Origin of the sequence: Myroides sp. C15-4 (genome assembly GCF_050522745.1) — a bacterium.
GTDB lineage: Bacteria > Bacteroidota > Bacteroidia > Flavobacteriales > Flavobacteriaceae > Flavobacterium.
In genome coordinates, this window is the sequence record NZ_JBMVQX010000006.1 from 12,574 (window position 1) to 37,414 (window position 24,841).

Below are 24,841 nucleotides of genomic sequence, written 5' to 3' on the forward strand. Positions count from 1 at the left end.
AGCTATGACAGTTTCAGGAAGAGTTGAATTGATGGCTCCCGCTGGAAACTTCGAATCATTGCAAGCTGCAATTGACAACGGAGCGGATTCAGTGTACTTTGGAGTAGATCAATTGAATATGCGCGCGCGTTCAACGGTAAATTTCTCCGTAGATGATTTACCCGAAATAGCCCGACGTTGCCAAGAAAAGAATGTACGTACCTATTTGACATTGAATACGATTATTTACGATCACGATTTGTCAGTAGTTAAAACATTGCTCAACAAGGCAAAAGAGGCGGGGTTAACCGCAGTAATTGCTTCGGATCAAGCGGTAATTGCTTCGGCAAGAGCCATTGGTTTGGAAGTACATATCTCGACCCAATTGAACGTGACTAATATTGAAACTGTTAAGTTTTATAGCTTATTTGCCGATACAATTGTCTTGTCGCGCGAATTGAGCTTACGTCAAGTAAAAAAGATCACCGAAGCCATTGAGCGCGAACAGGTAAAAGGACCTGCTGGGAACTTGGTCGAAATTGAAATTTTCGGACATGGTGCTTTGTGTATGGCGGTATCTGGAAAATGTTACTTGAGCTTACATTCCCATAATTCATCGGCAAATCGAGGAGCATGCAAACAAAATTGCCGTAAAAAGTATACGGTTATTGATCAAGAAAGCGGGTTTGAAATCGAGATTGACAATGAATATATGATGTCTCCTAAAGATTTGTGTACCATTGATTTCTTGGATCAAGTGATTGATGCTGGAGCAAAGGTCTTGAAAATAGAAGGAAGAGGAAGAGCACCGGAATATGTGGCTACTGTGATTCGCACGTACAGAGAAGCCATCGATGCCATTGCAGCGGGTACCTATAGCAAGGAAAAAGTAAGCGAATGGATGGCAGCACTAGAAACAGTGTATAACCGCGGATTTTGGAGCGGATATTACCTTGGCCAAAAATTAGGGGAATGGAGTGATAATCCCGGTAGTAATGCAACACAGAAAAAAGTATATGTCGGTAAGGCAGCACACTATTTTCAAAAAGCATCGATTGGGGAATTCAAAATTGAAGCCTATGACATAAAAGTAGGCGATCGAATTTTGATCACAGGCCCAAGTACAGGAGCACAAGAATTAACCGTGGAAGAATTATTTGTCAACGAACAAGCAGCGGAAAAAGCTACCAAAGGAGATGATTGCACCTTAAAACTGCCATTCCGCGTGCGACTATCAGATAAAATGTATAAAATAGTAAGCAACGAATGATTGTAGTTACCTTACAACGCGATAAGTGTATTGGATGCAATTACTGTGTTGAAGTGGCACCCCAACAATTTCAAATGTCTAAAAAAGACGGAAAAACCGTTTTGTTAAAGGCTGTAAATAACAAGGGATTTCATACGGTAAAGTCGCCAGATTATACGATATTAGAGGCTTGTGAACAAGCAGAGAAAATATGTCCCGTACATATTATTACCGTTAAAGAAGTCTAAAGATGAATAGGAAAATATATTATTTGAGTACTTGTGATACTTGTAAACGCATTTTGAAAGAAATGCCCCAGGTAGAAGGGTTTGAATTACAAGATATTAAAAAAGATCCTGTTACAGCACAACAGTTGGCAACGATGTATGCTGCTGTAGGCAGTTATGAAAAACTCTTTAATAAAAGAGCACAGCTGTATAAATCGCGTGGATTGAAAGATCAAAACTTGCAAGAGGAAGATTATAAAAACCTAATTTTAGAACAGTATACCTTTTTAAACCGGCCAGTTATCTTTATTGATAGAGCTGTTTTTGTCGGAAATAGCAAAAAAGTACTTGAAGAAGCCTATACACAGGCTGAAAAATAAAGAAAGTCGAAGTTAAACTTCGACTTTTTTGTGTTTAAAACTTGTTGATTATTAAAAGGTTGTAGTTTTTTATTCTTTTTTTTTAAAAAAAGATGTGACCAAATAGCGTCTATAATGTCTTAATAATGAAAAAGGGAATAATTGCTATGAGATTTTTCAGGTTTTAATAAGAAAAAGAAAAAAAAGTTACACTATACTGGTTTGGATTTTTAATTGTTTATTAAGGGGTTCAATCAGAAAGAAGAGCCGGTATAGTTCTTTTTACTAAAGATGAAGAATTGCTATTGAAAAAGAACATTTTTATTTCATAATAGAGTGAAGTTGGTTAAGACTTAACGTAGTTGAAAATGATTGGTTTGTTTTTAAAAAAGTTACAGTTAAGTACAACGTTGGTTTGAAAAGGAAAGCTTAGGCTTTCCTTTTTTTGTTTACGGTGAACCGTAAACAGTTAACGGTCTACTGTTCACCATTTTTTATTACCTTTGCAGTCATTATCTAGAAGAATATGATACATTCAATGACAGGGTTTGGTAAAGCATGCTTGCAATTACCCACAAAAAAAATTACGATCGAAGTAAAGTCACTTAATAGCAAGAACTTAGATTTAAACGTGCGTTTGCCTTTAAGTTATAGAGAAAAAGAGTTGACTTTGCGCAATCAGATTGCTCAGGAGTTGGAGCGCGGAAAAGTAGATTTCTCTCTTTTCTGTGAAATTACGGCAGAAGAGACTTCGAGTAAAATCAACGGCCCTATTGTCTTGGCTTATATTGGGCAAATGAAGGCGATTATTCCAAATGCAGACGAAACTGAATTGATGAAGATGGCTGTGCGTATGCCTGATGCATTAAAGGTAGAGCGTAATGATTTTGATGAAGAAGAATGGAAGGATATTGAAGTGGTAATTAACGAAGCGATTCAAAGTATGAAAGGATTTCGTTTGAGCGAAGGCCAGTCGTTAGAAAACGATTTTAAAGCGCGTATTGCCAATATTTTTTCCTACATGGAACAAGTATCGCTTTTAGATAAAGAACGCATTGTAAGCGTAAAGGAACGCCTTCGAAATAATTTGAATGAATTGCAATTGACGATTGATGAAAATCGATTCGAACAGGAGGTTATTTACTATTTAGAAAAGCTGGATATTACCGAAGAAAAGGTGCGTTTAGCTAAACACTTAGACTATTTCTTGGAAACCTTAAATGGCAGCGAAGCAAATGGTAGAAAACTAGGTTTTATTGCACAAGAAATGGGAAGAGAGATTAATACGATGGGCTCTAAATCCAATCATGCAGAGATGCAACAAATTGTGGTGCGCATGAAAGATGAATTAGAGAAGATTAAAGAGCAAGTATTAAACGTATTATAACGACAACATAAGACCATATGAATAAGGGAAAATTAATCGTTTTTTCAGCGCCTTCTGGATCGGGAAAAACGACAATTGTACGCCATCTATTAGCACAAGCAGATCTAAATTTAGACTTTTCTATTTCCTGTACTTCTCGTGAGCCTAGAACAGGTGAAGAGCATGGAAAAGACTACTATTTTATTTCGTTGGAGGATTTTAAGACACACATCAAAAACGATGATTTTTTAGAGTGGGAAGAGGTCTACCGCGATAATTTTTATGGAACATTGAAAGCAGAGGTTGAGCGTATTTGGGCTTTGGGAAAAAATGTTATTTTCGATATTGATGTAGCTGGTGGATTGCGAATCAAACGCAAATTTCCAGAAGAAACTTTAGCTGTTTTCGTAAAACCACCAAGTATTGATGAGCTGAAAATTCGCTTAAAAAAGCGTTCAACCGAAAGTGAAGATAAAATTAATATGCGCATTGCAAAGGCTTCTGTTGAATTGGCAACAGCCCCTCAATTCGATATTATTATAAAAAATTACGACTTAGATACTGCAAAAGCAGAAGCTAGTCAGTTGGTTCGCGATTTCGTAAAATAGTAGAAGATGAAAGTTGGTTTGTATTTTGGGACCTTTAATCCCGTGCACATTGGGCATGTGGTTATTGCTAATCACATGGTGCAATACAGTGAGTTAGATGAGGTTTGGATGGTGGTGACTCCTCACAATCCCTTGAAAAAGAAAAAGGGCTTGCTTGAAGACTTTCACCGGATTCACTTAGTGAATCTTGCTACCGCAGATTACGACTATCTACGACCTTCGGATATTGAGTTTAATTTACCCCAACCCAACTATACGGTAAATACCATGGCGTATTTACAAGAGCGCTTTCCCAAACACGAATTCGCTCTGATTATGGGAGAGGATAACCTAGATTCCTTTCCGAAATGGAAGAATTATGAGGTCTTGCTCCATACATATAAGATTTACGTTTATCCGCGTATTGATCACAGTCGAGTAGAACCAAGTCCTTTAATGCAACATCCTAATATTGTTGTTGTAGATAATGCTCCAATCATGGAGATTTCGGCTACCTTTATTCGAGAAGGAATCAAAGCAGGTAAAAATATGCAACCCTTATTAGATAAAGAGGTGTGGAAATACATCGACCACAATCTCTTTTATAAAAAATAAGAAGGAGATAGAACCAGAAAAAACAAATAAAAAGAGCTGTTTTACAGCTCTTTTTATTTGTTTTTTCTTTTTGTTAGTAGGACTGGGTATAAATTGTTAGTCTTAGACCAAAAGAGGTGGTTTTTTGTAGAGAATACAATAGAATGAAGTAAAAGAGAAAGAACTATAACGAATTGTTTTACAGTTTTTCAATTGTTTGCATTAAGTTTTTTAGTTACTTTTGACGAAGTTATAAGCTAAAATTATGAGTGATTATCCAAAGTTTGCAGTAATTGGAGGAGGGAGTTGGGCAACGGCTATCGTAAAAATGCTGAGTGAAAACCTACAGCAAATAGCATGGTACATGAGAAACGAGAATGCGATAGAAGAAATTAAGGTAAACCATCATAACCCGAATTATTTGAGTTCGGTTGAGTTTGATATCGATCAGTTGTTGCTGACGAATGATATTAATAAGGCTGTGTCGTATGCAGATTACGTTATTTTTGCCATTCCTTCTGCTTTTTTAAGTGAAGAAATGGAGCAATTATATGTAAGTCTTGACCAGAAGGTTGTTATTTCCGCAATTAAGGGAATTATTCCAGAAACGAGTCTGATCGTAGGAGAACATTTTCATCAAACCTATGGTGTCTCTTATGATAATATCGCTGTGATTACTGGACCTTGTCATGCAGAAGAGGTGGCTTTAGAGCGCTTGTCATATTTGACGATTGCTTGTCGAAATGATGAACACGCCAAAGTGATAGAAAGCTGTATCAGTAGCCATTATATCAAAGTAAAGCTTACTGATGATATCATTGGAACAGAATATGCTGCTGTGCTAAAGAATATTTATGCCATTGCCTGTGGAATGGCACATGGATTAGGATATGGAGATAATTTTCAAGCCTTGTTGATGAGTAACGCGATTCGCGAGATGAAAAAATTTATCAAAAAAGTACATCACATGAAGCGCAATATTAATAATTCGGCCTATTTGGGGGATTTATTAGTAACAGGTTATTCGCTTTTTTCTCGCAATCGCATGTTTGGAAATATGATTGGTAAAGGCTATACCGTAAAGTCTGCTCAAATGGAGATGAATATGATCGCTGAAGGCTATTACGCAACAAAAAGCGCTTATGAACTCAATGCGCAATATGGTGCTAAGACACCGATTATCAATGCCGTGTACGATATTTTGTACAATGGAAAAGATCCGAAAAAAACCTTTAGAAAACTCACAGAAAAGTTAGATTAAAAAAATAAAAAAAGGCCGTTATCGGTTTTTTTATGAAATAAAGCAATATAATAGGCTGATTAACAGTTAATTATGTTGCTTTTTTTGTTTGAGTATAATATAATAAATTAGTTGTAAATTGCTGATATATAATGACTTGTGAAGGTTTGCCTTGGGGGAGAATAGATCAAGTAGTTTTGTGCTGTTAAAAAATAAATAAGATGGATCATTTAATTAATCACCCCGGTCTATTGGCCGTTTTTGGAATTGTAGTTTTCGTTATGCTCTTGTTGGACTTAGGTGTTTTCAATCGAAATAGCCACGTGGTTTCCACCAAAGAAGCACTCATTTGGACCGTAGTTTGGATTGGTTTAGCCATGGTATTTAGTGGCGTAATCTACTACTATATGGATTTTGAAAACTTTGCACGCTTCCAATCAGCCTATTGGATTGAGAAAGCCCTCTCTGTTGATAACCTCTTTGTGTTTATCCTAGTCTTTACCTTTTTTAAAGTACCCAAAGAATTACATCATCGTGTTTTATTCTGGGGTATTATTGGAGCCTTAGTGTTTAGAGCGATTTTTATCTTTGCCGGAGTAGAATTAATTAACCATACGTATCTACCTGCATTTGAATTGTTCGGACAACAGGTAGAAATTAATGTTGTCTTGACTATTTTTGGTTTTTTCTTACTCGTTTCGGGAATTAAATCTTGGTTTGCTAAAGATGATCACAGCGAAGAACAAGATCTGACCAAGAACTTTGCCGTGCGCATGGTGCATAAGTTTTTTAAAGTAAGCAAAGAATACGATGGGGATAAGTTCTTTACCATTCAAAATGGAGTAAAGATGGTGACACCTCTGTTTGTTGCTTTAATGGTGATCGAGTTTACTGATTTAGTCTTTGCCGTAGACAGTATCCCTGCTATTTTTGCGATTGCTCCGGATGACCCCTTTATTCTGTATACGTCGAATATTTTTGCCATCTTAGGATTGCGTTCGCTTTACTTCTTGTTGGCTAATTTTATGGACAAATTCTCCAAGCTGAAATACGGGCTAGCAATCATTTTATCGTTTATCGGAGTGAAGATGATTATTTCGCCATTTGTTCACATTGAATCCATGGTTTCGCTAGCAGTGATTGCAAGTGTATTAATCTTATCGGTAGTCTTATCGTTGTTGTTTCCACCGAAAAAAGTAGTCTAAATATCCAAGTGAATACCTTATAAACAATTGTACCATTCTATCAGTTTTATAGGACATGAGTCCATAGTGAGTCCATAATGCGCCCATGGTGCCTCTATTAAAAAGTGGGTTTCCTATAGACTCACTATGGAGGAACTACGGAAGTATGCTGGAGGTAGGATAAGGTTAACAATACAAAAACAAAGTGGGTGTCCTTTTGGGGCACCCACTTTTATTTTATGCTGTTGCGGTAAAGAGTCAACAATTTACTTTGAAGCACTAGTATTTCCTCTGTGACACATGGTACAAGTGACCACATTAATATTTTCTGGATTTGGATCGTTCTCCCAGTTGAAATGTTCCGCGTTAATCTTGCGAGTCATCACAATCATGTGACGAGCAAATTCCTTTTCTTTTTTTGCATCAGAAGCAAAGTCCAATCCGTCTTTTCCTTCTGCGGGAGCATGGCAATAGCTACATTTAACTCCCAAAGCAGTATTGTACCCTTTCATTACTTTTTCTAAATCTTCTTTAGAAATATCTTGAGGAAGTACTTTTAAGTTTTCCCATTCCGATTGAGCTACAGTGCTTTCTGTTACTGTTGTATTGTTTTTAAAGGAAAGCAAGCTGATCATTAAGCCTAAAAAGCCCAATACAATCCACGTGTTTTTTAGTTTCATATTTTGTCGCAATTATAGTTTGAGACAAGATATAAAAAGTAACCTTTGGAATTAGTATAAATAAGGCCTAACCGTTTGGTTTATAGCTATTTTGTATGGGTTATCCCGTTTTTATTGACAAATGGGAGTTTTTTTAACGTTTCGTCTGATATACTTTTGGCAGGGAATACGAAATTTTTGTCATAAAGTTTAGCACCCTGAAAATAGGTCAACATAAAAGTATTAGATAAATCAAAAATAGCCTCGTCTAACAATTCAACCTTGATTGATTCCCCAGCAGCTAAAGAAGGAAATGCATGTCTAAAAATACTCGAATTTCTCTTTTCTCCATTGATTTCTCCCTCTGCTTTAGACACAATCATAATAGCTTCGATTGGTTCTGGAGAATTATTAAATAAATAGGCGTACCAAGCATCCTGTAAAAATTCTTCGTTATACTCTTTTACAACTGCCACTTCAACATCCTTTACTTCCGGTATTTCTATGTCTTTTTTCATTCGAATTAAATTTTGGACAAAGATAAAATTATTTCTTCGATTCCGCTTTCTTGTTTTTTCAAAAGAAGATTTGGCCTGAAGTTTGGTATGGATTACTATAATGTTTATATAATGGATTAGTTTAGAGTATAAAGGTCTTCCCTGTAGTTCAGGGGAGACCTTTATTATTAAGAGATTGTAAGAAATGTTGTAACGTTTGTATCTTTAGGCGTACTAATGTAGGTATACACCAAAAATAAAAGAAAAATGACGTACCAGTGGTTTTTAACGTTAGAACGGAAACGTTTAGCTCGAGGGAATAAAAGCAACATGGATATTGTGGTCCGTGTTTTCAAATGGTTGGGGATTGCCTATTTTACAGCTATGATGCTGTTGGCTGGAATTGCAACCTATGACGGTCTGTTAGAGTCGGACTTGGGAGCGACTCCTATTGAAGCGGTGAGCCGCTATTTGATTTACTATTTCGCATTTGAATTAACCATGCGATTCTTCTTTCAGAAAGGCCCCGTAGCCAGTATTAAACCTTTCTTGATTCTCAATATACCCCGATCGAAAATCGTGACGTTTTACGTGGGCAAAACATTCTTGAGTGCTTTTAATATCGTGCAGCTGTTTTTCTTGGTTCCCTTTACCATTATAGCGATCCGTGAAGGAGAAAGTGGATGGGCTGTTTTGGCGTGGTCCTTGGCTGTGTATAGTATCGTATTCATGCTGCATTGTATTACTATTTTGATGAGTGCTTATGCGCCTGTTTTTTATGGGGTAATTGGATTTATAGCGCTTTGTTTTGGTTTGCACTACTTCGATATTGTTGACCCTACTGTATATACCAAGTATTTTTATTTTACGGCTTATCAATATCCAATCAGTTTATTGGGCTATGTATTGCTATTGGCTGGGTTAGTTTGGAGTACCCATCGTTTTTTCTTGAAACGCTTGTATTTAGACGATTTAGAAAAAGTACGCGTGAAGGAGGGCATTGCTTTAGAAATGAAATGGTTGGATAGATTTGGACGCTATGCCAGCTTCTTGCGCAATGATATTCGCTTAATTGTTCGAAACAAAAGAGCGCGATTGACCGTACTTATGAGTGTTGTTTTTCTTTTTTATGCCGCTCTTATGTTCAATGCGAAAGGAATGGATTTCTTTTCTGTTTTCTTGGCTTTCTTTTCCACAGGTGGATTCTTAATGCTATTTGGACAGTATGTACCGAGTTGGGATTCTTCTTATTATCCGTTATTGATGACACAAAACGTTATGTACCGCGATTATTTAATGTCCAAATGGTTAGTTATTGCCTTGGGAACTTTGGTGTCTACCTTGCTGTGTTTATTTTATATCTTTCTCGATATGAAGTTATTCTATTTGATGATGGCTATGGGGGTATTCAACATTGGAATTAATGGCTATTTTGTCCTATGGGGTGGGGCTTATCTCAAGACGCCCATGGACTTGACAGCTGCAAAGAACGTTTTTGGCGATGTCAATGCATTTAATTTACGCGTGATGCTAATTAGTTTACCTAAAATGGTATTGCCCTTAGTTTTTTATTTCTTGGGAACATTAATTTATCCGTTTTGGGGTGGATTTGCACTCCTTATTATCATTGGATTAGCGGGTTTATTTCTACATAGTTATGTATTCCAAGCCATTGAAAAGATTTATAAAAAAGAAAAATACGCGACACTAGCCGCTTACAAAAAATAAAGATTCGTATGATACAAGTAGAACTTTTAAGCAAAACATATAATGGAACAACCGTTCTAGCATTAGATTCACTTTCAATTGGTGCAGGAGAGAGTATTGGATTGGTAGGGAATAACGGGGCAGGAAAGACGACCTTTTTCAGCCTATTGTTGGATTTGATTCAGCCCTCAGCAGGAGCCATTTACTCAAAAGGTCAAAATGTAGCTGTTTCTGAACAATGGAAGAATTACACGGCGTCTTTTTTAGATGACACCTTTTTGATCGGTTATCTTACTGCAGAAGAGTATTTCGTCTTTTTGGGAAATTTACGCGGTTGGTCCACCGCTGAGGTAGAAGCGTTTGTCAAAGGGCATGAAGATTTCTTTCATGGAGAAGTGCTGGGACAAAAAAAGTACATCCGCGACTTCTCTAAGGGAAACCAAAAGAAAATCGGTATTATTGGCGCTTTTATTGGCAATCCCGAATTGGTTATTTTAGATGAACCTTTCGCAAACCTCGATCCTTCCACTCAGATTCGCTTGAAGGAATTGGTGAAACAAAAAAGAGCAACACGCGCCATGACTATTATTATTTCCAGCCATGATCTACAGCATACCTATGAGGTATCGGATCGCATTATTGCGTTGGAAAAAGGCCGATTGATTCACGATGTGCAAACACAAGCAATTACGTACCAAGAATTAGAAAGTTTTTTTAGTGTAGCAGGATAGAAAATAAATAAAATTGAAAAATGGCGCTCAACTTTGGGTGCTATTTTTTTAAGCCGACCTCTGGTGTAATTTTATCAGTATCATTACTTTATAATAGAAGTTTCTTTCGTAATTTGCAGCTCTATATTGTCCTTCTTTAAGGAAAGTAGGAGTTACTTGCGCAAAGAATGCAAAAGCAATAAGTATCGTCCAGTATAAATGAAAGAAAGTATACAGCTAAAGCAAGTTTTAATTTTTAACAAAATTTGCATAAAGTATTAAAAAGTGATGTATTTTTACTGTTTGGTGTATACTAAAAGAGAGAAAAAATAGTTGTTATATAAAGTTTAGCCTAAATATTGAAAACAAAGATTGTCATCCGGTTTGGTGGAATTATTCTGCTCATTATGTCTTTTATAGCGTGTTCTGTAAAGAAGGATAAGATGTTGAATAGGGGGTATCATGCTTTGACAACAAAGTACAATATTCTCTTTCACGGGAATGAATCCTACACAGAAGCGTTGGACGCTTTAAAAGGAGACTATTTCGATGACTATTGGGAGATCTTGCCGATTGAGCGAATTGAAATTGAAGTCGATCCTGAACGTGAGTTTGAAAAAGGCACTTCATTAGAGTCTAAGCAGCGTTCGGTTTTAGATAATTTATCTGTGACAGGTACTGATTTAGGCGCACCCGAAAGCGTAGACGGACAAGGGTTTACCCGAGCGGAAAACAAGGCGACCAAAGCCATTCAAAAACACTCCATGTACATCAAGGGAAGAGAACGCAATAGTCAAATGGCCAATGCGTATCTTTTACTAGGGAAATCAAGATACTACGACGGAAGATTTGTTCCTGCCTTAGAGGCATTCAATTATATTTTATATAAATATCCTGATAGTGATTTAATTGGGGAAGCTAAAGTTTGGCGCGAAAAGACCAACTTGCGCTTGCGCTATGATGATTTGGCGATTAAAAATTTAAAAGAATTATTGCGTGAGCGAAAAGGGAGGCTACCTAAACAGGTGGAATCCGATGCCTATGCAATGCTAGCGCAAGGGTATATTAACCTTGAACAATTAGACAGTGCAAGTACTGCGCTGCAATCTGCGGTCGTACTAGCAGGAAATCACGAAGAACGCGCGCGTTACCACTATATCTTAGGGCAACTTAATGGGCGTATCAATAAAAAAGAAGAGGCAAAAAACAATTTTGAGGCGATTCTCGATATGAATCGCAAAGCACCACGAACGTATACCATACATGCGTATGCGGAACTATTTAACCTCGAAGGGGCAACAGAAATTGATTCAGTTGCCTTTCTAAAACAATATAGAAGCTTGCTCAAAGACCGAGAAAACCGACCGTATTTGGACGTTTTAAATCGTCAAATTGGCCTTTTTTATCGCGATATTGGCCTGCAAGAACAAGCCTTAGACTATCTAAAAGTCGCAGCGAAAGAGGGTAAACAAGACAAACAACTAAAGGCAAAGAACTTTTTGAGTATTGCTGATATCTATTTCAATGATGCGGGATACGCTATTGCGGGGCAATATTACGATAGTGCCATCGCCTTGTTGCCACCAAAAGCAAAAGAAACCTTCCGTATTACTAAACGCAGAGAGTCTTTGCGCGAAGTGGTAGACCTTGAAATTTTAGCCCATAAAAACGATAGCATTCTTCATTTGGTGGCCTTATCACCAGAAGAACAGAATGCCTATTTCCAAACCTATGTTGATGATTTGCGTAAAGAAGATGCTAGAAAACTACAAGCCAATTTAGGGAAAGGTGTGAATGCTGGTGCTGATTTTTTCAATGTGCCTAATTTTGGAGATGCCATCGAAAAGTCATTTGGCGAAACTAATTTCGGTAGTATGGGAGGAAAAACCACCTTTTATTTCTACTCGAATCAAGCCTTAACACGTGGAAGACAGGATTTTAAACGCCGTTGGGGCAGTCGAACGCTGACCGATAATTGGAGGTGGAGTTCGATGCAATCGAATGCGAATACTGCTAATTTGACCGAAGAAGAAGAGGAATTAGCCGCAAATAGCGGAGATAAAGGGAACAAAGGAGGATCTAATGACGATTTCGATGATCCGCGTTACCAATTGGATACGTATACCAGTAAAATACCTACGGATAGTACTCAAATAGCCAAGATGAAAGAAGATCGAGACCTCGCTTATTTTGAGCTAGGTGCTATTTACAGCGAACGTTTTGGCAAAATCCCGGAGGGAATTAGTCGTTTGGAGCAATTGTTGCTGTTTGATCCGAAGGAGCGATTGGTGCTTCCGACGATGTATAAATTGTATAAGTTGTATCAAGAAATTGATCCAGCCAAAGCAGCGCAAATGAAAGCGCGTATTATTGCAGAACACCCAACTTCTCGCTATGCTAAATTGATGCAGAACTTGAGTGTGTCTAATGATGGGGATTTATCACCAGAACAGATTTATGCTTCTATTTATCAGGTGTTTAAGGCGGAGAATTTTGAAGAGGCCAAAGCAATGATGAAGGATGCACTTGAAAATATTGATGATGGATATGTCAGCAAATTTGAACTGCTGAATGCGATGATCATTGCGCGTACAGAGGGGGTAAATCAATATAAAGAAGCGCTGAATTACTTGGCGTTAACCTATAGTACAACAGCAGAAGGAAAAGAAGCCGCACAGCTGTTGGAACATGTAATTCCTACCTTAGAATCCAAAGGATTTGCCACAACAGATTCGAGCAATTGGAAAATTTTAGTTGCTGTGCCTGTCGACAAAGTAGCTGATTTTGCTTCCATGAAAGCCAATATGCAACGCATGGCTGGGGTAGAAGCAGGAACAGGATTGAAATTTACGGAAGACTATTATATTGCTTCCACTAAATTATATGTATTACACGGATTTAAATCCAAAGCAGAAGCAGAGCAAATGATTGGTCGTTTGGGCGATGACCCTTCTTTTATTCCAATGATGCAGGAGGATTATACCGTGGTACAGATTAAAAAGAATTTACAAGAATACCAGGCTCCAGGAAGCATAGAGCCTTAAAAAAGCGTTTTTACATGTTTGAAAAATCGAAAAAGAAAGGAACAGGATTGGATTTGTTGGGACAAACTAATCGAATTGTAGAAGGAACAGTCATCAAAGGGGATATAGAAGCCATTGCCGATATCCGTATTGATGGCGTAATTGAAGGGAATATTGTGGTGAAAGGACGACTTGTACTTGGTCCCATCGCAAAGATTAAAGGAAATATCACATGCGAAAACAGTGAGGTGGAAGGTGAAATTGAGGGGAATATTTTAGTAAACGATTTATTGACAGTAAAATCAGCAGCGCGAATAAAAGGCGATATACGCGTGGGACGATTAGCTGTTGAACCCGGAGCAAAGATCGACGTAAAATGCCAAATGGTTGGCAGTCCATCGACTTCCGACTAATGGACGACAAGAACTCATCACGAAAGTGGTTATCCTTGATTAATATCCCCTTTCAAATGGGGATTATTATTTATTTAGCAAACCGATTAGGAGTCTGGTTAGATGAGAAGTACAATTTAGAACAAGCAATTGCAAATAAAATTTGTACGTTATTGGGAGTAGGATTAGCTTTGTACCAAGTAATTAAACAAGTCAATCAGTTAAATAAATAAAAAAATGGATAAAGAAACGGTGCAAATGGGTGTAAAACTTTTAGTAGGCCTGATCATTGTGTTTGCTTTGCATTATGCAGTGGTAGCCTTTACTAGTGCAGGAGATTCCTTAATCGCTTTGGGATACAGCTTAGAAAAGTTTTACGGATTTGAATTCATTTTTACACTTGCCACTTTTTTTGGGCTTTATGGAATCAAAAATAGCCTACCAAATAATTTGGGATTTGTGTTCCTTGGATTTATCACTTTGCGATTAATTGCAAGTTATTTATTCGCAAAAAAAGGATTGGATCACGAAATGATGGAGGAAGGATTTAAGTATAATTTTTTAGTGATTGTACTCGTTTTCCTTGGCGGGGATGCATTTGTAGCCTATTCTATTTTAAATAAGAATACTACATCAAACGAAACTAAGTAAAAAAAGTTTGATATAAAGGTATGATAATACAAGAATTATTGTACTTTTGCACAAAATTTTAGGAACCAAAATATTCAAGAAGTTAAGATATGGTGACTCTCAAGAAATCACTGAATTTATTAGCAGCTGTTTTATTTACAGCCTCGTCGGTATTTTCGTACGCGCAAACAACTACTCAAAAGCTTGAAAATTCAATTCAAGAAGCTGAGCAATCTATTGAAAAAACCCTAGAGCACATCGAAGGTGAAGGAATAGAAAACCCTGCTGAAATGACTCAAGCTGAGAAAGTTCAGGCACATATTAAGCATCACTTGGCCGATGATTATTCCTTTGTTTTCTTCTCAGATGAAGAAACTGGTAAAAACTACGGGTTTTCATTGCCTGTTATTTTAATCGACAACGGTCTTAAAGTTTTTATGTCTTCTGAATTTGACTACGGAAAGAACGTAGTAGAAAAAGATGGACAGTTTTACAAATTATACCACGGTAAAATTTACAAAACAGACGCTGAAGGTACAATCACGTATGATGAAGCACACCACCCTACCAATGAGAAACCACTTGATTTCTCTATCACAAAGAACGTAGCTTCTTTATTCTTCACTACAATTTTAATGTTTATCCTGTTCTTAGGATTAGCTAAAACATACAAAAACGGACCGAACAATTTGCCGAAAGGTATCGCTAGAGGATTAGAGCCTTTAGTACTTTATGTTCGCGATGAAATGGCTGTGCCAAATATTGGTAAAGCGAAGTACAAAAAGTTTATGCCGTACTTACTGTCGGTATTCTTCTTGATTTTTATTTTGAATATTTTAGGATTAACACCGCTAGGGTTTAACGTTACAGGTAGTATTGCCGTGACGGCTTGTTTAGCATTGTGTACGTTTTTTATTGTACACTTTTCTGCAAACAAGGATTACTGGAAACACATATTCTGGATGCCAGGTGTACCTGTTCTTATGAAAATTATGTTGATGCCTATTGAGATTTTAGGGGCAATTATTAAACCGTTCTCTTTAATGGTGCGTTTATTCGCAAACATTACAGCAGGTCACTCCGTAGTATTCGGACTAATCGCTATCATCTTCGTAATGAAAGAAGCGTTAGGAGCAGGTGGAGCAATTGGAATCGGATTCTTCTTGTCAACGTTCTTAGTGTTATTAGAGATCTTAGTTGCTTTCTTACAGGCGTTCATCTTTACGATGTTGTCGTCTTTGTTCATCGGAATGGCAGTAGCAGATCACGATCACGAACATGCAGAGGCACATTAATCAATATAGAATAAAAATAGAGTATAAATAAATTTGTTTAATTAATATTAAATTCAATACTATGACAATTCCAACTATCATTGGTGCAGGTTTAATCGTAATCGGAGCTGGTTACGGTTTAGGTAAAATTGGTTCTTCTGCAATGGACGCTATTGCTCGTCAACCAGAAGCTGCTGGAAAAATCCAAACTGCAATGATTATCATTGGAGCATTATTGGAAGGTTTAGCATTCGGTGCTTTAATCTTAGGTAATTAATCCAAGTCAGTACAAAGAGTTTATCTGTAACGGTTGGTTACAGGTAAACTTCTTATTTTAATTAAACAAAATCAGGTATTAAAAAGTATAATTTTAGATAATGGATAAGTTAATTAACGATTTCAGTTTTGGACTATTTTTCTGGCAACTAATTATTATGATAGTAATTGTTGTTATCTTAGGAAAATTCGCGTGGAAACCAATTGTAAATGCTTTAGAAGCTCGTGAAGAGGGTATTACTGATGCATTAGCAGCGGCAGAAAACGCTAAAAGAGAAATGGCTAATTTAAAAGCAGATAACGAGAAGTTATTAGCAGAAGCTCGTGCTGAGCGCGATACTTTACTAAAAGAAGCTCGTGAGATCAAGGAAAAATTGATTGCAGATGCTAAAACGGAGGCTGAAGCACAGGGTGAAAAATTAATCGCTCAAGCAAAAGCTACAATTGAAAGCGAGAAAGCTGCGGCTATTCTTGACTTAAAAACTCAAGTTTCATCAATTTCAATTGAAATCGCTGAAAAATTATTGAAAGATCAATTATCTAACAAAGAAGCTCAAACTAATTTAGTTGAGAAAATGTTAGATGATGTAAAATTAAACTAATATCACTATGGTAAGCACAAGAGCTGCAGCACGTTATGCAAAAGCAATGCTTGAGGTTTCTTTAGAAAAAGGAAATGTTGATGCTATCAATACTGATATGATCCTTATTTCTCAATCAATAGCTCAAAGCACAGAATTGAAAACGTTCTTGACTAATCCAATCGTTAAAGATCAGTTGAAATTAAATGCTTTATTGGAAGTATTTGCAACGGTAAACGAAGGGACAAAAGAACTTTTTAAGGTATTAAAAGCAAACAATAGATTTGGAATTTTGCAAGCAACAGCGAATGAATTCCAAAAACAATACGATTTGCGTAAAGGTATTGAGCAAGTAACAGTTACTACAGCAATGCCTATTGATGCTAGTATAGAGGCTAAAGTACTTGAAAAAGTAAAAGTTTTAGCTCCTGGAAAAGAAGCAGTCATTACAAATATTGTAGATGAATCAATTTTAGGAGGATTTATCTTAAAAATTGGAGATATTCAATACAATGCTTCTTTAGCAAATCAATTACAAGTATTAAAAAGAGAATTAATTAAGTAAAAAAAAATCACCGCACGAATTTTCGTGTATAAACATAGATAAAAATGGCGGACATTAAACCAGCTGAAATTTCAGCGATTTTAAAGAAACAATTATCTGGATTTAGCTCTGAGGCTACTTTAGAAGAAGTAGGTACAGTACTAGAAGTTGGAGATGGAGTTGCTCGTGTTTACGGGTTGACAAATGCTGAGTACGGAGAGCTAGTTGTATTAGACAACGGTTTAGAGGCAATGGTACAAAACTTAGAAGAAGATAACGTAGGTATTGTATTGTTAGGTTCTTCTGTTGGTGTAAAAGAAGGTACAACTGTGAAAAGAACAGGTCGTATCGCTTCTCTACGTGTAGGAGAGAAAATGGTAGGACGTGTTGTAAATACGTTAGGATTACCAATTGATGGTAAAGGTCCTATCGAAGGTGATTTGTATGAAATGCCATTGGAGCGTAAAGCACCTGGTGTTATCTACCGTCAGCCAGTAACTGAACCATTGCAAACAGGTATCAAAGCGATTGACGCAATGATCCCAGTAGGACGTGGACAACGTGAGTTAGTTATTGGTGACCGTCAAACTGGAAAAACGACAGTTTGTATCGATACAATTCTAAACCAAAAAGAATTCTATGATGCAGGTCAACCAGTTTACTGTATCTATGTAGCTATTGGACAAAAAGCGTCTACTGTTGCAGCTATTGCTAAAACATTAGAAGAAAAAGGTGCAATGGACTATTCAATCATTGTTGCGGCTAACGCATCAGATCCTGCTCCAATGCAAGTGTACTCTGCTATGGCAGGTGCTGCTATCGGAGAGTATTTCCGTGATACAGGTCGTCCAGCATTGATTATTTATGATGATTTATCTAAACAAGCGGTTGCGTACCGTGAGATGTCTTTGATCTTAAGAAGACCACCAGGACGTGAGGCTTACCCTGGAGACGTTTTCTACCTTCACTCAAGATTATTAGAAAGAGCAGCTCGTGTTATTGGTGATGATGAAATCGCTAAAAACATGAATGACTTACCAGAATCAATCAAACCTTTCGTAAAAGGTGGTGGGTCTTTAACAGCTTTACCTATTATTGAGACACAAGCGGGTGACGTTTCGGCTTATATTCCAACAAACGTAATTTCAATTACGGATGGACAGATTTTCTTAGAGTCTGACTTGTTCAACTCAGGGGTACGTCCAGCGATCAACGTAGGTATTTCGGTATCTCGTGTTGGGGGTTCTGCTCAAATTAAATCAATGAAAAAAGTAGCTGGTACATTAAAATTAGACCAAGCGCAATTCCGTGAATTAGAAGCATTCGCGAAATTTGGTTCTGACTTAGATGCAGCTACAATGAACGTTATTTCAAAAGGTCAACGCAACGTTGAAATCTTGAAACAAGCAGTTAACGATCCGTATACAGTAGAAGATCAAGTAGCTATTATCTATGCTGGATCTAAAAACTTATTGAGAAATGTTCCTGTAAACCAAGTGAAAGCGTTTGAAAAAGATTTCTTAGAAGCGCTTAACTCACGTCACAGAGATGTGTTAGATCAATTAAAAGCTGGTAAATTCGGTGACGAACAAACGAGCGTTTTAGAGAAAGTAGCTAAAGAATTAGCTTCAAAATATTAAGAATTTTTTGAAAGAGTATAAGCTGGTCTAACCGCTTATTCTCTTTCTGAATTATATACGTTTTCAAATGGCAAATCTTAAAGAAATACGCAATAGGATTTCTTCTATTGGATCTACAATGCAGATTACATCTGCGATGAAAATGGTATCAGCAGCTAAATTGAAAAAAGCAACTGATACGATTACAGCTATGCGTCCTTATTCAGAGAAGCTAACTGAGATTATTCAAAATGTTAGTTCTACTTTAGAAGGAGAGAATTCAAGTGTATATTCGCAAGTTAGAGAGGTAAAAAATGTATTGTTCCTTGTCGTAACTTCTAATAGAGGGTTATGTGGTGGTTTCAATGCCAACATTATTAAACAAGTTAATGTATTAGCGAATACAGTATACAAAGGAGCTAACCTTGATTTATTGACGATCGGTAAAAAAGGAAATGATATCCTTAAAAAATCGTTCAACATTGTAGATAATCAAAGTTCGCTTTATGACCATTTCGATTTTGATCACACCGCAGTTATTGCTGAGCATGTGATGGAAGCATTTGTGAATGGAAAGTATGACTCGATTCAAATTGTATATAACCAGTTTAAAAATGCAGCTACACAAAACGTAATGACGGAGCAATTTTTGCCATTATTGCCAATAGAAGCAGAAGCAACTGCTGCAGCATCTGATTATATTTATGAGCCTTCAAAAGAGGAAATCATAGAAACATTAATTCCTTTGTCGTTAAAAACACAGTTGTTTAAAGCCATTGCAGACTCTGTAGCGTCAGAACACGGTGCGCGTATGACTGCGATGCACAAAGCAACAGATAACGCACAAGAATTGAGAAATGAGCTTAAGTTAAGTTATAACAAAGCACGTCAGGCGGCGATTACAAATGAAATTTTAGAGATTGTTGGAGGTGCAGAAGCATTGAAAAACTAATCAATAGATCATATACTTTTTAAAAAGAGGGTGTCCCAAAAGGTCACCCTCTTTCGTTTTCTATACGTAGGTTGATCCTCCCATCCTTACTTTTGAAGGTATAAGCAAAGACTAAACGTTCGTATTTGAACCCTACATGGGTCTTTCTTCTTGTTTGGGTTTGCTTGAAAATAATTTTATGTTAGATTAAACAATGAAAAAACCCCGCTTTTTGGCGGGGTTTTATTTATAGGCCTTTTTGAAAGCCACTGTTCTAGTTAGGTGAAGAACTATGTTATTCGAAGTAAATACTGTCTATTAGTAACTCATACGTAGAACCACTTCCTGTTTTTAAGGCGAATACATCTCCAGTTCCCGTAGTGTTGTATTCTGTTTCGGTTAGATCTAGGGTTAGTTTTACCCAGTTTCCACCCGTATCTATTGTACCTGTATATTGATTCGAATTGAACTTAGACAGACTCAGATCTGTCGTTTCAATACCCCCCGCATTGAATGGGTCGAAACCACCTGCTGCCTTGTTGACATTGAAAGAAAGTGATTTTTTGTCTGAGGTACCTTTTACCCAAATCACAACTTTCGTTTTCCCAGCCGGAACTTCTTTGTTGGTAATGGTAAAGACATAGTCATTCGCTGTCGTCGTGCCTGATAGTTTTAAGGCATCTTTTCCATCTCTACCTTGACCTGGTGCATGTGTAGCATACGGTTTTAAGCCAAAGTTGTTTAACGTTCCTACAAATCCATCCCAAGCATTGAAATCAGCCACAATAAAGGGCTCTCCTGGTTCTGGATCTACAGGCCCTTCCCCGTTATCATCTACTGGTGTTCCGTCTTCAAAGCGAATTTCGTCGATCACAAGGTCATAGTTAGCTTTATTTCCATTTCTAAAACTAATGAATGTTCCTGTGCCCGTTTTGTGGTAATCGCCGTTTAAAGCGCCTAAATCAAGGGTTATTTTTACCCAGTTTCCACCTGTGTCAATTGTACCCGTGTATACATTTGTCGTATTACCTGAAGGAACGCCGTCAAAAGAAGTTTCTTCCATATTCGGTTGAATTACTTTACTTGTTGTTACATTCTCTAGGTTGTAGGCATAGTAATTCGTTCCATTGGCTTTGTGAATGTTAATCGATAATGATTTTGCTGATGTTCCTTTTACTAAGAAAGAAAGTTTGGTTGCATCGGTTGGCATTTTTACTTTTTCTACAGAGAACAAGTATCCATTTTTATCGCGTTGTCCTTCTACAGCTAATCCAGTTGAATTTTCCCATCCTTTATTTGGCGCTTTTTGCGCTGTTGCATCGCTCAATTGATTTTTGAAAATTACCCCTAAGAATGCATCCCAGTCTTCAAAATCAGCTCCAGGGAAAGCTAAAAATTTACCTAAAGTAATGTCTTCTGGTTCTGGATCTACTCCACCATCGCCAAACGGTTGATCTTTTAGGTTAATATCATCTAGCACACGAGGATAAAATTGAACGTTGTTGCTAAATACATCGACAATACCTGTAATTGAACCGCTGTATTTAGTTATTTCATAGGCTACAAAATCTCTAGAGTATTGGCTTGTTCGAATAAAAAAGGTGCGACCGTCTTTGTCTACCATTTCTCTTAAGGTTTGACCTTGGCTGTCTACATCCGATTTGTCATAGAGTTTTTTCCCTATGAGGTTGCGGTTGAATTGCACATCTTTAATCGTTACTAATTTTCCTTTGTAGAACTCTTTTTTCGAATTCAATTCTTCTAATGTAATGATAGGATTGTAATCGTTAAAGTCTTTAATAGGCGTACAAAATTTACCTACAAATTTATTGATTGATCCCTTTGGAATAGTTGTTGTATACTTTCCGTTAGTTCCTCCCCCCACGTTAAGTAGGTCATAGCTGTTGTTGAAGTACAACCCGCCTAATCGAACATAGATCACTGTTCCCGGAGGATATTGCACAAAAGAAGCACTATTCTCAATGTTTAGCACAAGTGGCTTTTTTGTTTCTTTATCCAGGATGTGTAATTTGTTGTGAAAATTTCCACCTTGATCACTCGATACGACAACACCTTCCAGGATATCTTTTGGATCTCCACTGTAGGGTTTTACTGTTTGTTCTGCAAGGAGATACAGCTCGTCAATGGTCTTGTTGATCGTTACTTTGGGATCCTCACAATTTAATGTGGGAACCGAAAAGTCGTCATTTTTTGCACAACTCCCAAAGAAGAGTGTTGATAGTGCAATAAAAAATATAGATTTAAAAATTGTTTTCATAAGTACAGAAATTAGAAGTTGTAGTAAACATTTACAAAGAAGTTACGACCATAGCCATAGAAGTATTTATTTCCAAATAGGTTGTATGGACCTTTATTGTTTTTCACTTCTTCGGCATAATTAGCATTTCTTGCTTGTTCAAATCCTCCTGTTTTATATTCTTTGTTGAATACATTGTTTATCGATGCAAAGAACCCTACAATGGTTCTATTGGGTAAACGCCAAGATTTACCTCCCGTAATATTGACGATGGTAAAGTCAGCCAGTTTCTCTTGTTTTAAGATTTGGTGTAATTTATCATCTGTCAAATCCGTAAATGGTTGACCTGGTGTAGTCGGATCGATCACAAAATTACGCGTTCTGCGTAATGCAGAAATATCCGTATACGCATCAGCCATATAGTTTAGGTTGGCTCCAACGAACCAAAATTTAGGATCTCTATATTCTAAACCTAGGGATAATGCTGTTTGCGGACCATTGGATAGCTTGTATTTTTTTAAAGCCGCTTCCCCATAGTCAAATACACGTGTTTGATTGTCCGTTGATAAGGTTACATTGGGATTGCTGATGTAAAACGCTTGTCCTAAAGCAGCAGCAGCAGTAGCCTTAAGGGTTGGTGTGATTTGATATTCTGCACCCAATTCAAAACCAAGTTGTCTCTTGTCGATACCCGATAAAATCTCTGAAACAAAGTTGTTTCCTGAATTCTCTAAATTACCTTCTGCATCTTTTATACCCGTACCATTAGCAAAGTAGAAGTTAATTTCTGTGCTGTTGCGAATTTCAGAAAGATAACCTGTTACTCTTGCCTTTAAGCGTGGAGTTCTCAAGATATAACTACCGTCTACGCTAAAGATATCTTCTTTTTTGTTGTCGGGAACGAGGTAGTTGTTCACTCTGACATTGGCAAACGTATTTTTGATGGACGGTGCCTGATTGTGGTAGGAGATGTTGAAATCTAAGGCGTGTTTACCTGTAATTTGATAGGTACCTCCTCCTTTAAATCCAAAAGTAGTATAGTCTGTATGTCCGCTTTTTCCATAGGAGTTGTCTATGAAAATAGGATTTTTATACAAGCCTTCTCTTTGGTAGTCGGTATACCCAATGTTTTGAGCAAGGTAAAAATTCAGTTGGCCATAATCAAAAACAAATTGTGTAAAAACATCTACGACATCCGCATATAATTTGTAGTTGTACCCAAAGCGATCCCCTTCTTTGACGATGCGATCTGGATTGTTGATGTCTTTATCCTGCAATCCCGCCTTTTGGTAAGTATCTACATCCATATAGTACCATCCGCCAAGTAGGTCCGTTAGTTTTTGATAGTTTTGGGAGTTCAATTTGCGATAATTAGCTCCTGCATCAAAGGTGATATTGTTGTTTAATTTCGTTTTGAATGCGGTATTTAAAGCAAATATTTTTTCTTGTTGTCTGTCTTCATATTGAACAACTTGACTTCTTCCGCCATTTTTAGTGTTCAATGCATAGATATGACTCCAATCGATTTGTCCATCATCAGCGAAACTTGATCTGTTTCGTTCTGCTTGATTCAAATGAGAGATCGTTTGTTCTTTGAAAGGGTCGTCATCTGAAAGTGCATCGAATTCTGCCTGTGACATCTCCCAATATTTAGGATCGATTTGTGTTAAGTAATAACTAGGCAGTCTTTTATAATGCGCCGGATCAGGGTTTTGGTTGTTTTGATAGCCAAGTCGACTATCGGCAATATGACCAAATTGATACGAAGCTGTTGTTGTTAAGGAGCTTCTGTCATTGATGTTCCAATAATGCGTCAACATAAAAATAGGTTGCTCAATGTCTCGATAACGCGAATTTCGCTTATCTCCTTCTTGCGATCCCCAATACGAACTGTATTTAAAGCCTTTAATGTCCGCTTGTTCTTGGGTGATTGGTGAGTTTTTTCCTCTTTTGTTTTTGGCGTAAATAGCAGAAAAATTCAAACTATGTTCATCGTTGAATTTCTTCTCAATGGCTGTGAAAAACGAGAGCGCATCGTAATTACTCCCTTCCCAATAGCCTTCTTTCGCTCCGCGATAGGATCCTGCAACAGCATAGGCCCATCCTTTTTTGTTTAGCCCTGAAGAGTGCATAAACGTTGGACGCCAATTGTAGTTGGTGTTGGAACCAGAAAACGTGGCACGCGAACCTTTGCGAATATGAGAAGCACGGGTAGAAATGGCCTGTGTTCCCAAAATACCTCCAAAGGTATAATCAGAAGGTGTTGATCCAGAAGAAAATTCCTGGTTGCGCATCACATCGTTTAATCCTCCCCAATTGCTAAATTGTGGACGACCATCCAAGATGCGATTCATTACAATACCATTGATCAACGTTTTGCCGTATTCATTGTTCAGTCCACGGACTTTAAAAAAGGACTGTCCCCAATTGAAAGCAGCCACTTGTTGAAATGGATCTTTGGTTGCCTGTAATAATCCAGATGACGTTTCAGAGCCCGAATTGTCATCGCTAAGATCATTTTCAGTTAAGGTAATAAAGCCGATTTGGGCTTGTGCCATCAAATCTTCTTCCAAGAATACTTCACCCAAATCAAAAAAATGATCGGCGTTGGGCTCAATTGGCAATTGCTGGTTGACATATCCTGGATAGGATAATTCGAGCAAGAGTTCGCCAGATTGATTGTTTTCTAGGACAAAGATTCCTTCACTGTTTGTTAGAGTTGAATTATTCGAGCCAGAAACTCTCGCAGATACCGCATTAATTGGGGTTCGAGATTTGGCATCGAGTACTTTTCCTCTAATTTCGTGACTACTTTGTGCAAACGTAAATGAAGATACGGCACAAAGCAAAACAAATAAAAGTTTCCTCATAAGTGCTAATAAATGATTAAAGTGCTAATCTAAAAAGTGCGATACTTTTTATAGCAGTAAAGTTAAGTTTTTAAGATAAAAACTAC

The 24,841-nt window shown here is 37.3% G+C and carries 24 protein-coding genes; 20 read left to right on the plus strand and 4 right to left on the minus strand.

The annotated features are described in order from the left end of the window. The first annotated feature begins 4 nt into the window (after positions 1-4). From ACPDHL_RS04240 to ACPDHL_RS04275, 8 genes are all read left to right on the plus strand, one after another. Complete coding sequence (locus ACPDHL_RS04240) at positions 5-1,249, plus strand: peptidase U32 family protein (protein WP_430531561.1); 1,245 nt, start codon at positions 5-7, stop codon at positions 1,247-1,249. Then, positions 1,246-1,476 (plus strand): ferredoxin, encoded by a 231-nt coding sequence (locus ACPDHL_RS04245; RefSeq protein ID WP_430531562.1) that lies wholly within the window; start codon positions 1,246-1,248, stop codon positions 1,474-1,476. The genes ACPDHL_RS04240 and ACPDHL_RS04245 overlap by 4 nt, the downstream gene beginning before the upstream one ends. 2 nt (positions 1,477-1,478) lie before the next feature. Next, the gene (locus ACPDHL_RS04250) at positions 1,479-1,835 is read left to right on the plus strand and encodes an arsenate reductase family protein (RefSeq protein WP_430531563.1); all 357 of its coding nucleotides are present in this window, start codon (positions 1,479-1,481) and stop codon (positions 1,833-1,835) included. A gap of 517 nt (positions 1,836-2,352) precedes the next feature. Next, complete coding sequence (locus tag ACPDHL_RS04255; RefSeq protein WP_430531657.1) at positions 2,353-3,201, plus strand: YicC/YloC family endoribonuclease; 849 nt, start codon at positions 2,353-2,355, stop codon at positions 3,199-3,201. 17 nt (positions 3,202-3,218) lie between these two features. Further along, positions 3,219-3,788 (plus strand): guanylate kinase, encoded by a 570-nt coding sequence (gene gmk / locus ACPDHL_RS04260; protein WP_430531564.1) that lies wholly within the window; start codon positions 3,219-3,221, stop codon positions 3,786-3,788. Between the two features lie 6 nt (positions 3,789-3,794). Further along, positions 3,795-4,382 carry a nicotinate (nicotinamide) nucleotide adenylyltransferase gene (gene nadD, locus ACPDHL_RS04265; RefSeq protein WP_430531565.1) on the plus strand — a complete coding sequence of 196 codons (588 nt, stop codon included), beginning with the start codon at positions 3,795-3,797 and terminating at the stop codon, positions 4,380-4,382. Between the two features lie 244 nt (positions 4,383-4,626). Next, positions 4,627-5,622, plus strand: a complete 996-nt coding sequence (locus ACPDHL_RS04270; protein WP_430531566.1) for an NAD(P)H-dependent glycerol-3-phosphate dehydrogenase — start codon at positions 4,627-4,629, stop codon at positions 5,620-5,622. Positions 5,623-5,822: 200 nt separating this feature from the next. Then, entirely contained in the window at positions 5,823-6,806 is a 984-nt protein-coding gene (locus tag ACPDHL_RS04275) for a TerC/Alx family metal homeostasis membrane protein (protein ID WP_430531567.1), read from the plus strand. 245 nt (positions 6,807-7,051) lie between these two features. On the opposite strand, the gene ACPDHL_RS04280 is transcribed toward ACPDHL_RS04275, so the two are convergent. Beyond that, the gene (locus ACPDHL_RS04280) at positions 7,052-7,465 is read right to left on the minus strand and encodes a c-type cytochrome (RefSeq protein WP_430531568.1); all 414 of its coding nucleotides are present in this window, start codon (positions 7,463-7,465) and stop codon (positions 7,052-7,054) included. 86 nt (positions 7,466-7,551) lie between these two features. After that, the gene (locus ACPDHL_RS04285) at positions 7,552-7,962 is read right to left on the minus strand and encodes a hypothetical protein (RefSeq protein ID WP_430531569.1); all 411 of its coding nucleotides are present in this window, start codon (positions 7,960-7,962) and stop codon (positions 7,552-7,554) included. A 246-nt stretch (positions 7,963-8,208) separates the two neighbouring features. Here ACPDHL_RS04285 and ACPDHL_RS04290 point away from each other — a divergent pair, with 246 nt between their 5' ends. The 12 genes from ACPDHL_RS04290 to atpG all read left to right on the plus strand — a co-directional run bounded on the left by ACPDHL_RS04290 (position 8,209) and on the right by atpG (position 19,649). Then, positions 8,209-9,669, plus strand: a complete 1,461-nt coding sequence (locus ACPDHL_RS04290) for a DUF5687 family protein (protein ID WP_430531570.1) — start codon at positions 8,209-8,211, stop codon at positions 9,667-9,669. A gap of 8 nt (positions 9,670-9,677) precedes the next feature. Then, positions 9,678-10,379 (plus strand): ATP-binding cassette domain-containing protein, encoded by a 702-nt coding sequence (locus ACPDHL_RS04295; protein ID WP_430531571.1) that lies wholly within the window; start codon positions 9,678-9,680, stop codon positions 10,377-10,379. A 338-nt stretch (positions 10,380-10,717) separates the two neighbouring features. Further along, positions 10,718-13,402 carry a tetratricopeptide repeat protein gene (locus ACPDHL_RS04300; protein ID WP_430531572.1) on the plus strand — a complete coding sequence of 895 codons (2,685 nt, stop codon included), beginning with the start codon at positions 10,718-10,720 and terminating at the stop codon, positions 13,400-13,402. Between the two features lie 14 nt (positions 13,403-13,416). Further along, positions 13,417-13,794 (plus strand): bactofilin family protein, encoded by a 378-nt coding sequence (locus ACPDHL_RS04305; protein ID WP_430531573.1) that lies wholly within the window; start codon positions 13,417-13,419, stop codon positions 13,792-13,794. Then, positions 13,794-14,006 carry an AtpZ/AtpI family protein gene (locus tag ACPDHL_RS04310; protein ID WP_430531658.1) on the plus strand — a complete coding sequence of 71 codons (213 nt, stop codon included), beginning with the start codon at positions 13,794-13,796 and terminating at the stop codon, positions 14,004-14,006. Before ACPDHL_RS04305 ends, ACPDHL_RS04310 begins: the two co-directional genes overlap by 1 nt. A 4-nt stretch (positions 14,007-14,010) precedes the next feature. Continuing rightward, positions 14,011-14,424, plus strand: a complete 414-nt coding sequence (locus ACPDHL_RS04315; protein ID WP_430531574.1) for a DUF6168 family protein — start codon at positions 14,011-14,013, stop codon at positions 14,422-14,424. 89 nt (positions 14,425-14,513) lie between these two features. Next, on the plus strand, positions 14,514-15,698 hold the full coding sequence (gene atpB / locus ACPDHL_RS04320; RefSeq protein ID WP_430531575.1) for a F0F1 ATP synthase subunit A: 1,185 nt from the start codon (positions 14,514-14,516) through the stop codon (positions 15,696-15,698). Between the two features lie 61 nt (positions 15,699-15,759). Continuing rightward, positions 15,760-15,954 (plus strand): ATP synthase F0 subunit C, encoded by a 195-nt coding sequence (locus ACPDHL_RS04325; protein WP_002988855.1) that lies wholly within the window; start codon positions 15,760-15,762, stop codon positions 15,952-15,954. Positions 15,955-16,054: 100 nt separating this feature from the next. Next, complete coding sequence (locus ACPDHL_RS04330) at positions 16,055-16,555, plus strand: F0F1 ATP synthase subunit B (protein WP_430531576.1); 501 nt, start codon at positions 16,055-16,057, stop codon at positions 16,553-16,555. A 7-nt stretch (positions 16,556-16,562) separates the two neighbouring features. Continuing rightward, positions 16,563-17,099: an ATP synthase F1 subunit delta gene (atpH, locus tag ACPDHL_RS04335; protein WP_430531577.1), complete on the plus strand. Its 537-nt coding sequence runs from the start codon at positions 16,563-16,565 to the stop codon at positions 17,097-17,099. Between the two features lie 44 nt (positions 17,100-17,143). After that, positions 17,144-18,718 (plus strand): F0F1 ATP synthase subunit alpha, encoded by a 1,575-nt coding sequence (gene atpA / locus ACPDHL_RS04340; protein ID WP_430531578.1) that lies wholly within the window; start codon positions 17,144-17,146, stop codon positions 18,716-18,718. A gap of 67 nt (positions 18,719-18,785) precedes the next feature. Then, positions 18,786-19,649: an ATP synthase F1 subunit gamma gene (gene atpG, locus ACPDHL_RS04345; protein WP_430531579.1), complete on the plus strand. Its 864-nt coding sequence runs from the start codon at positions 18,786-18,788 to the stop codon at positions 19,647-19,649. 274 nt (positions 19,650-19,923) lie between these two features. On the opposite strand, the gene ACPDHL_RS04350 is transcribed toward atpG, so the two are convergent. Together ACPDHL_RS04350 and ACPDHL_RS04355 are read right to left on the minus strand one after the other, a co-directional pair. Further along, the gene (locus ACPDHL_RS04350; protein ID WP_430531580.1) at positions 19,924-21,906 is read right to left on the minus strand and encodes a DUF5689 domain-containing protein; all 1,983 of its coding nucleotides are present in this window, start codon (positions 21,904-21,906) and stop codon (positions 19,924-19,926) included. An 11-nt stretch (positions 21,907-21,917) separates the two neighbouring features. After that, positions 21,918-24,755, minus strand: a complete 2,838-nt coding sequence (locus ACPDHL_RS04355; protein ID WP_430531581.1) for a carboxypeptidase-like regulatory domain-containing protein — start codon at positions 24,753-24,755, stop codon at positions 21,918-21,920. Between the last annotated feature and the right edge of the window lie 86 nt (positions 24,756-24,841).

Bases quoted from the DNA above. Each gene is read 5' to 3' on its own strand.
- ACPDHL_RS04240 (WP_430531561.1), top strand. From the start codon at position 5: ATGACAGTTTCAGGAAGAGTTGAATTGATGGCTCCCGCTGGAAACTTC.
- ACPDHL_RS04245 (WP_430531562.1), top strand. From the start codon at position 1,246: ATGATTGTAGTTACCTTACAACGCGATAAGTGTATTGGATGCAATTAC.
- ACPDHL_RS04250 (WP_430531563.1), top strand. From the start codon at position 1,479: ATGAATAGGAAAATATATTATTTGAGTACTTGTGATACTTGTAAACGC.
- ACPDHL_RS04255 (WP_430531657.1), top strand. From the start codon at position 2,353: ATGACAGGGTTTGGTAAAGCATGCTTGCAATTACCCACAAAAAAAATT.
- gmk (WP_430531564.1), top strand. From the start codon at position 3,219: ATGAATAAGGGAAAATTAATCGTTTTTTCAGCGCCTTCTGGATCGGGA.
- nadD (WP_430531565.1), top strand. From the start codon at position 3,795: ATGAAAGTTGGTTTGTATTTTGGGACCTTTAATCCCGTGCACATTGGG.
- ACPDHL_RS04270 (WP_430531566.1), top strand. From the start codon at position 4,627: ATGAGTGATTATCCAAAGTTTGCAGTAATTGGAGGAGGGAGTTGGGCA.
- ACPDHL_RS04275 (WP_430531567.1), top strand. From the start codon at position 5,823: ATGGATCATTTAATTAATCACCCCGGTCTATTGGCCGTTTTTGGAATT.
- ACPDHL_RS04280 (WP_430531568.1), bottom strand. From the start codon at position 7,465: ATGAAACTAAAAAACACGTGGATTGTATTGGGCTTTTTAGGCTTAATG.
- ACPDHL_RS04285 (WP_430531569.1), bottom strand. From the start codon at position 7,962: ATGAAAAAAGACATAGAAATACCGGAAGTAAAGGATGTTGAAGTGGCA.
- ACPDHL_RS04290 (WP_430531570.1), top strand. From the start codon at position 8,209: ATGACGTACCAGTGGTTTTTAACGTTAGAACGGAAACGTTTAGCTCGA.
- ACPDHL_RS04295 (WP_430531571.1), top strand. From the start codon at position 9,678: ATGATACAAGTAGAACTTTTAAGCAAAACATATAATGGAACAACCGTT.
- ACPDHL_RS04305 (WP_430531573.1), top strand. From the start codon at position 13,417: ATGTTTGAAAAATCGAAAAAGAAAGGAACAGGATTGGATTTGTTGGGA.
- ACPDHL_RS04310 (WP_430531658.1), top strand. From the start codon at position 13,794: ATGGACGACAAGAACTCATCACGAAAGTGGTTATCCTTGATTAATATC.
- ACPDHL_RS04315 (WP_430531574.1), top strand. From the start codon at position 14,011: ATGGATAAAGAAACGGTGCAAATGGGTGTAAAACTTTTAGTAGGCCTG.
- atpB (WP_430531575.1), top strand. From the start codon at position 14,514: ATGGTGACTCTCAAGAAATCACTGAATTTATTAGCAGCTGTTTTATTT.
- ACPDHL_RS04325 (WP_002988855.1), top strand. From the start codon at position 15,760: ATGACAATTCCAACTATCATTGGTGCAGGTTTAATCGTAATCGGAGCT.
- ACPDHL_RS04330 (WP_430531576.1), top strand. From the start codon at position 16,055: ATGGATAAGTTAATTAACGATTTCAGTTTTGGACTATTTTTCTGGCAA.
- atpH (WP_430531577.1), top strand. From the start codon at position 16,563: ATGGTAAGCACAAGAGCTGCAGCACGTTATGCAAAAGCAATGCTTGAG.
- atpA (WP_430531578.1), top strand. From the start codon at position 17,144: ATGGCGGACATTAAACCAGCTGAAATTTCAGCGATTTTAAAGAAACAA.
- atpG (WP_430531579.1), top strand. From the start codon at position 18,786: ATGGCAAATCTTAAAGAAATACGCAATAGGATTTCTTCTATTGGATCT.
- ACPDHL_RS04350 (WP_430531580.1), bottom strand. From the start codon at position 21,906: ATGAAAACAATTTTTAAATCTATATTTTTTATTGCACTATCAACACTC.
- ACPDHL_RS04355 (WP_430531581.1), bottom strand. From the start codon at position 24,755: ATGAGGAAACTTTTATTTGTTTTGCTTTGTGCCGTATCTTCATTTACG.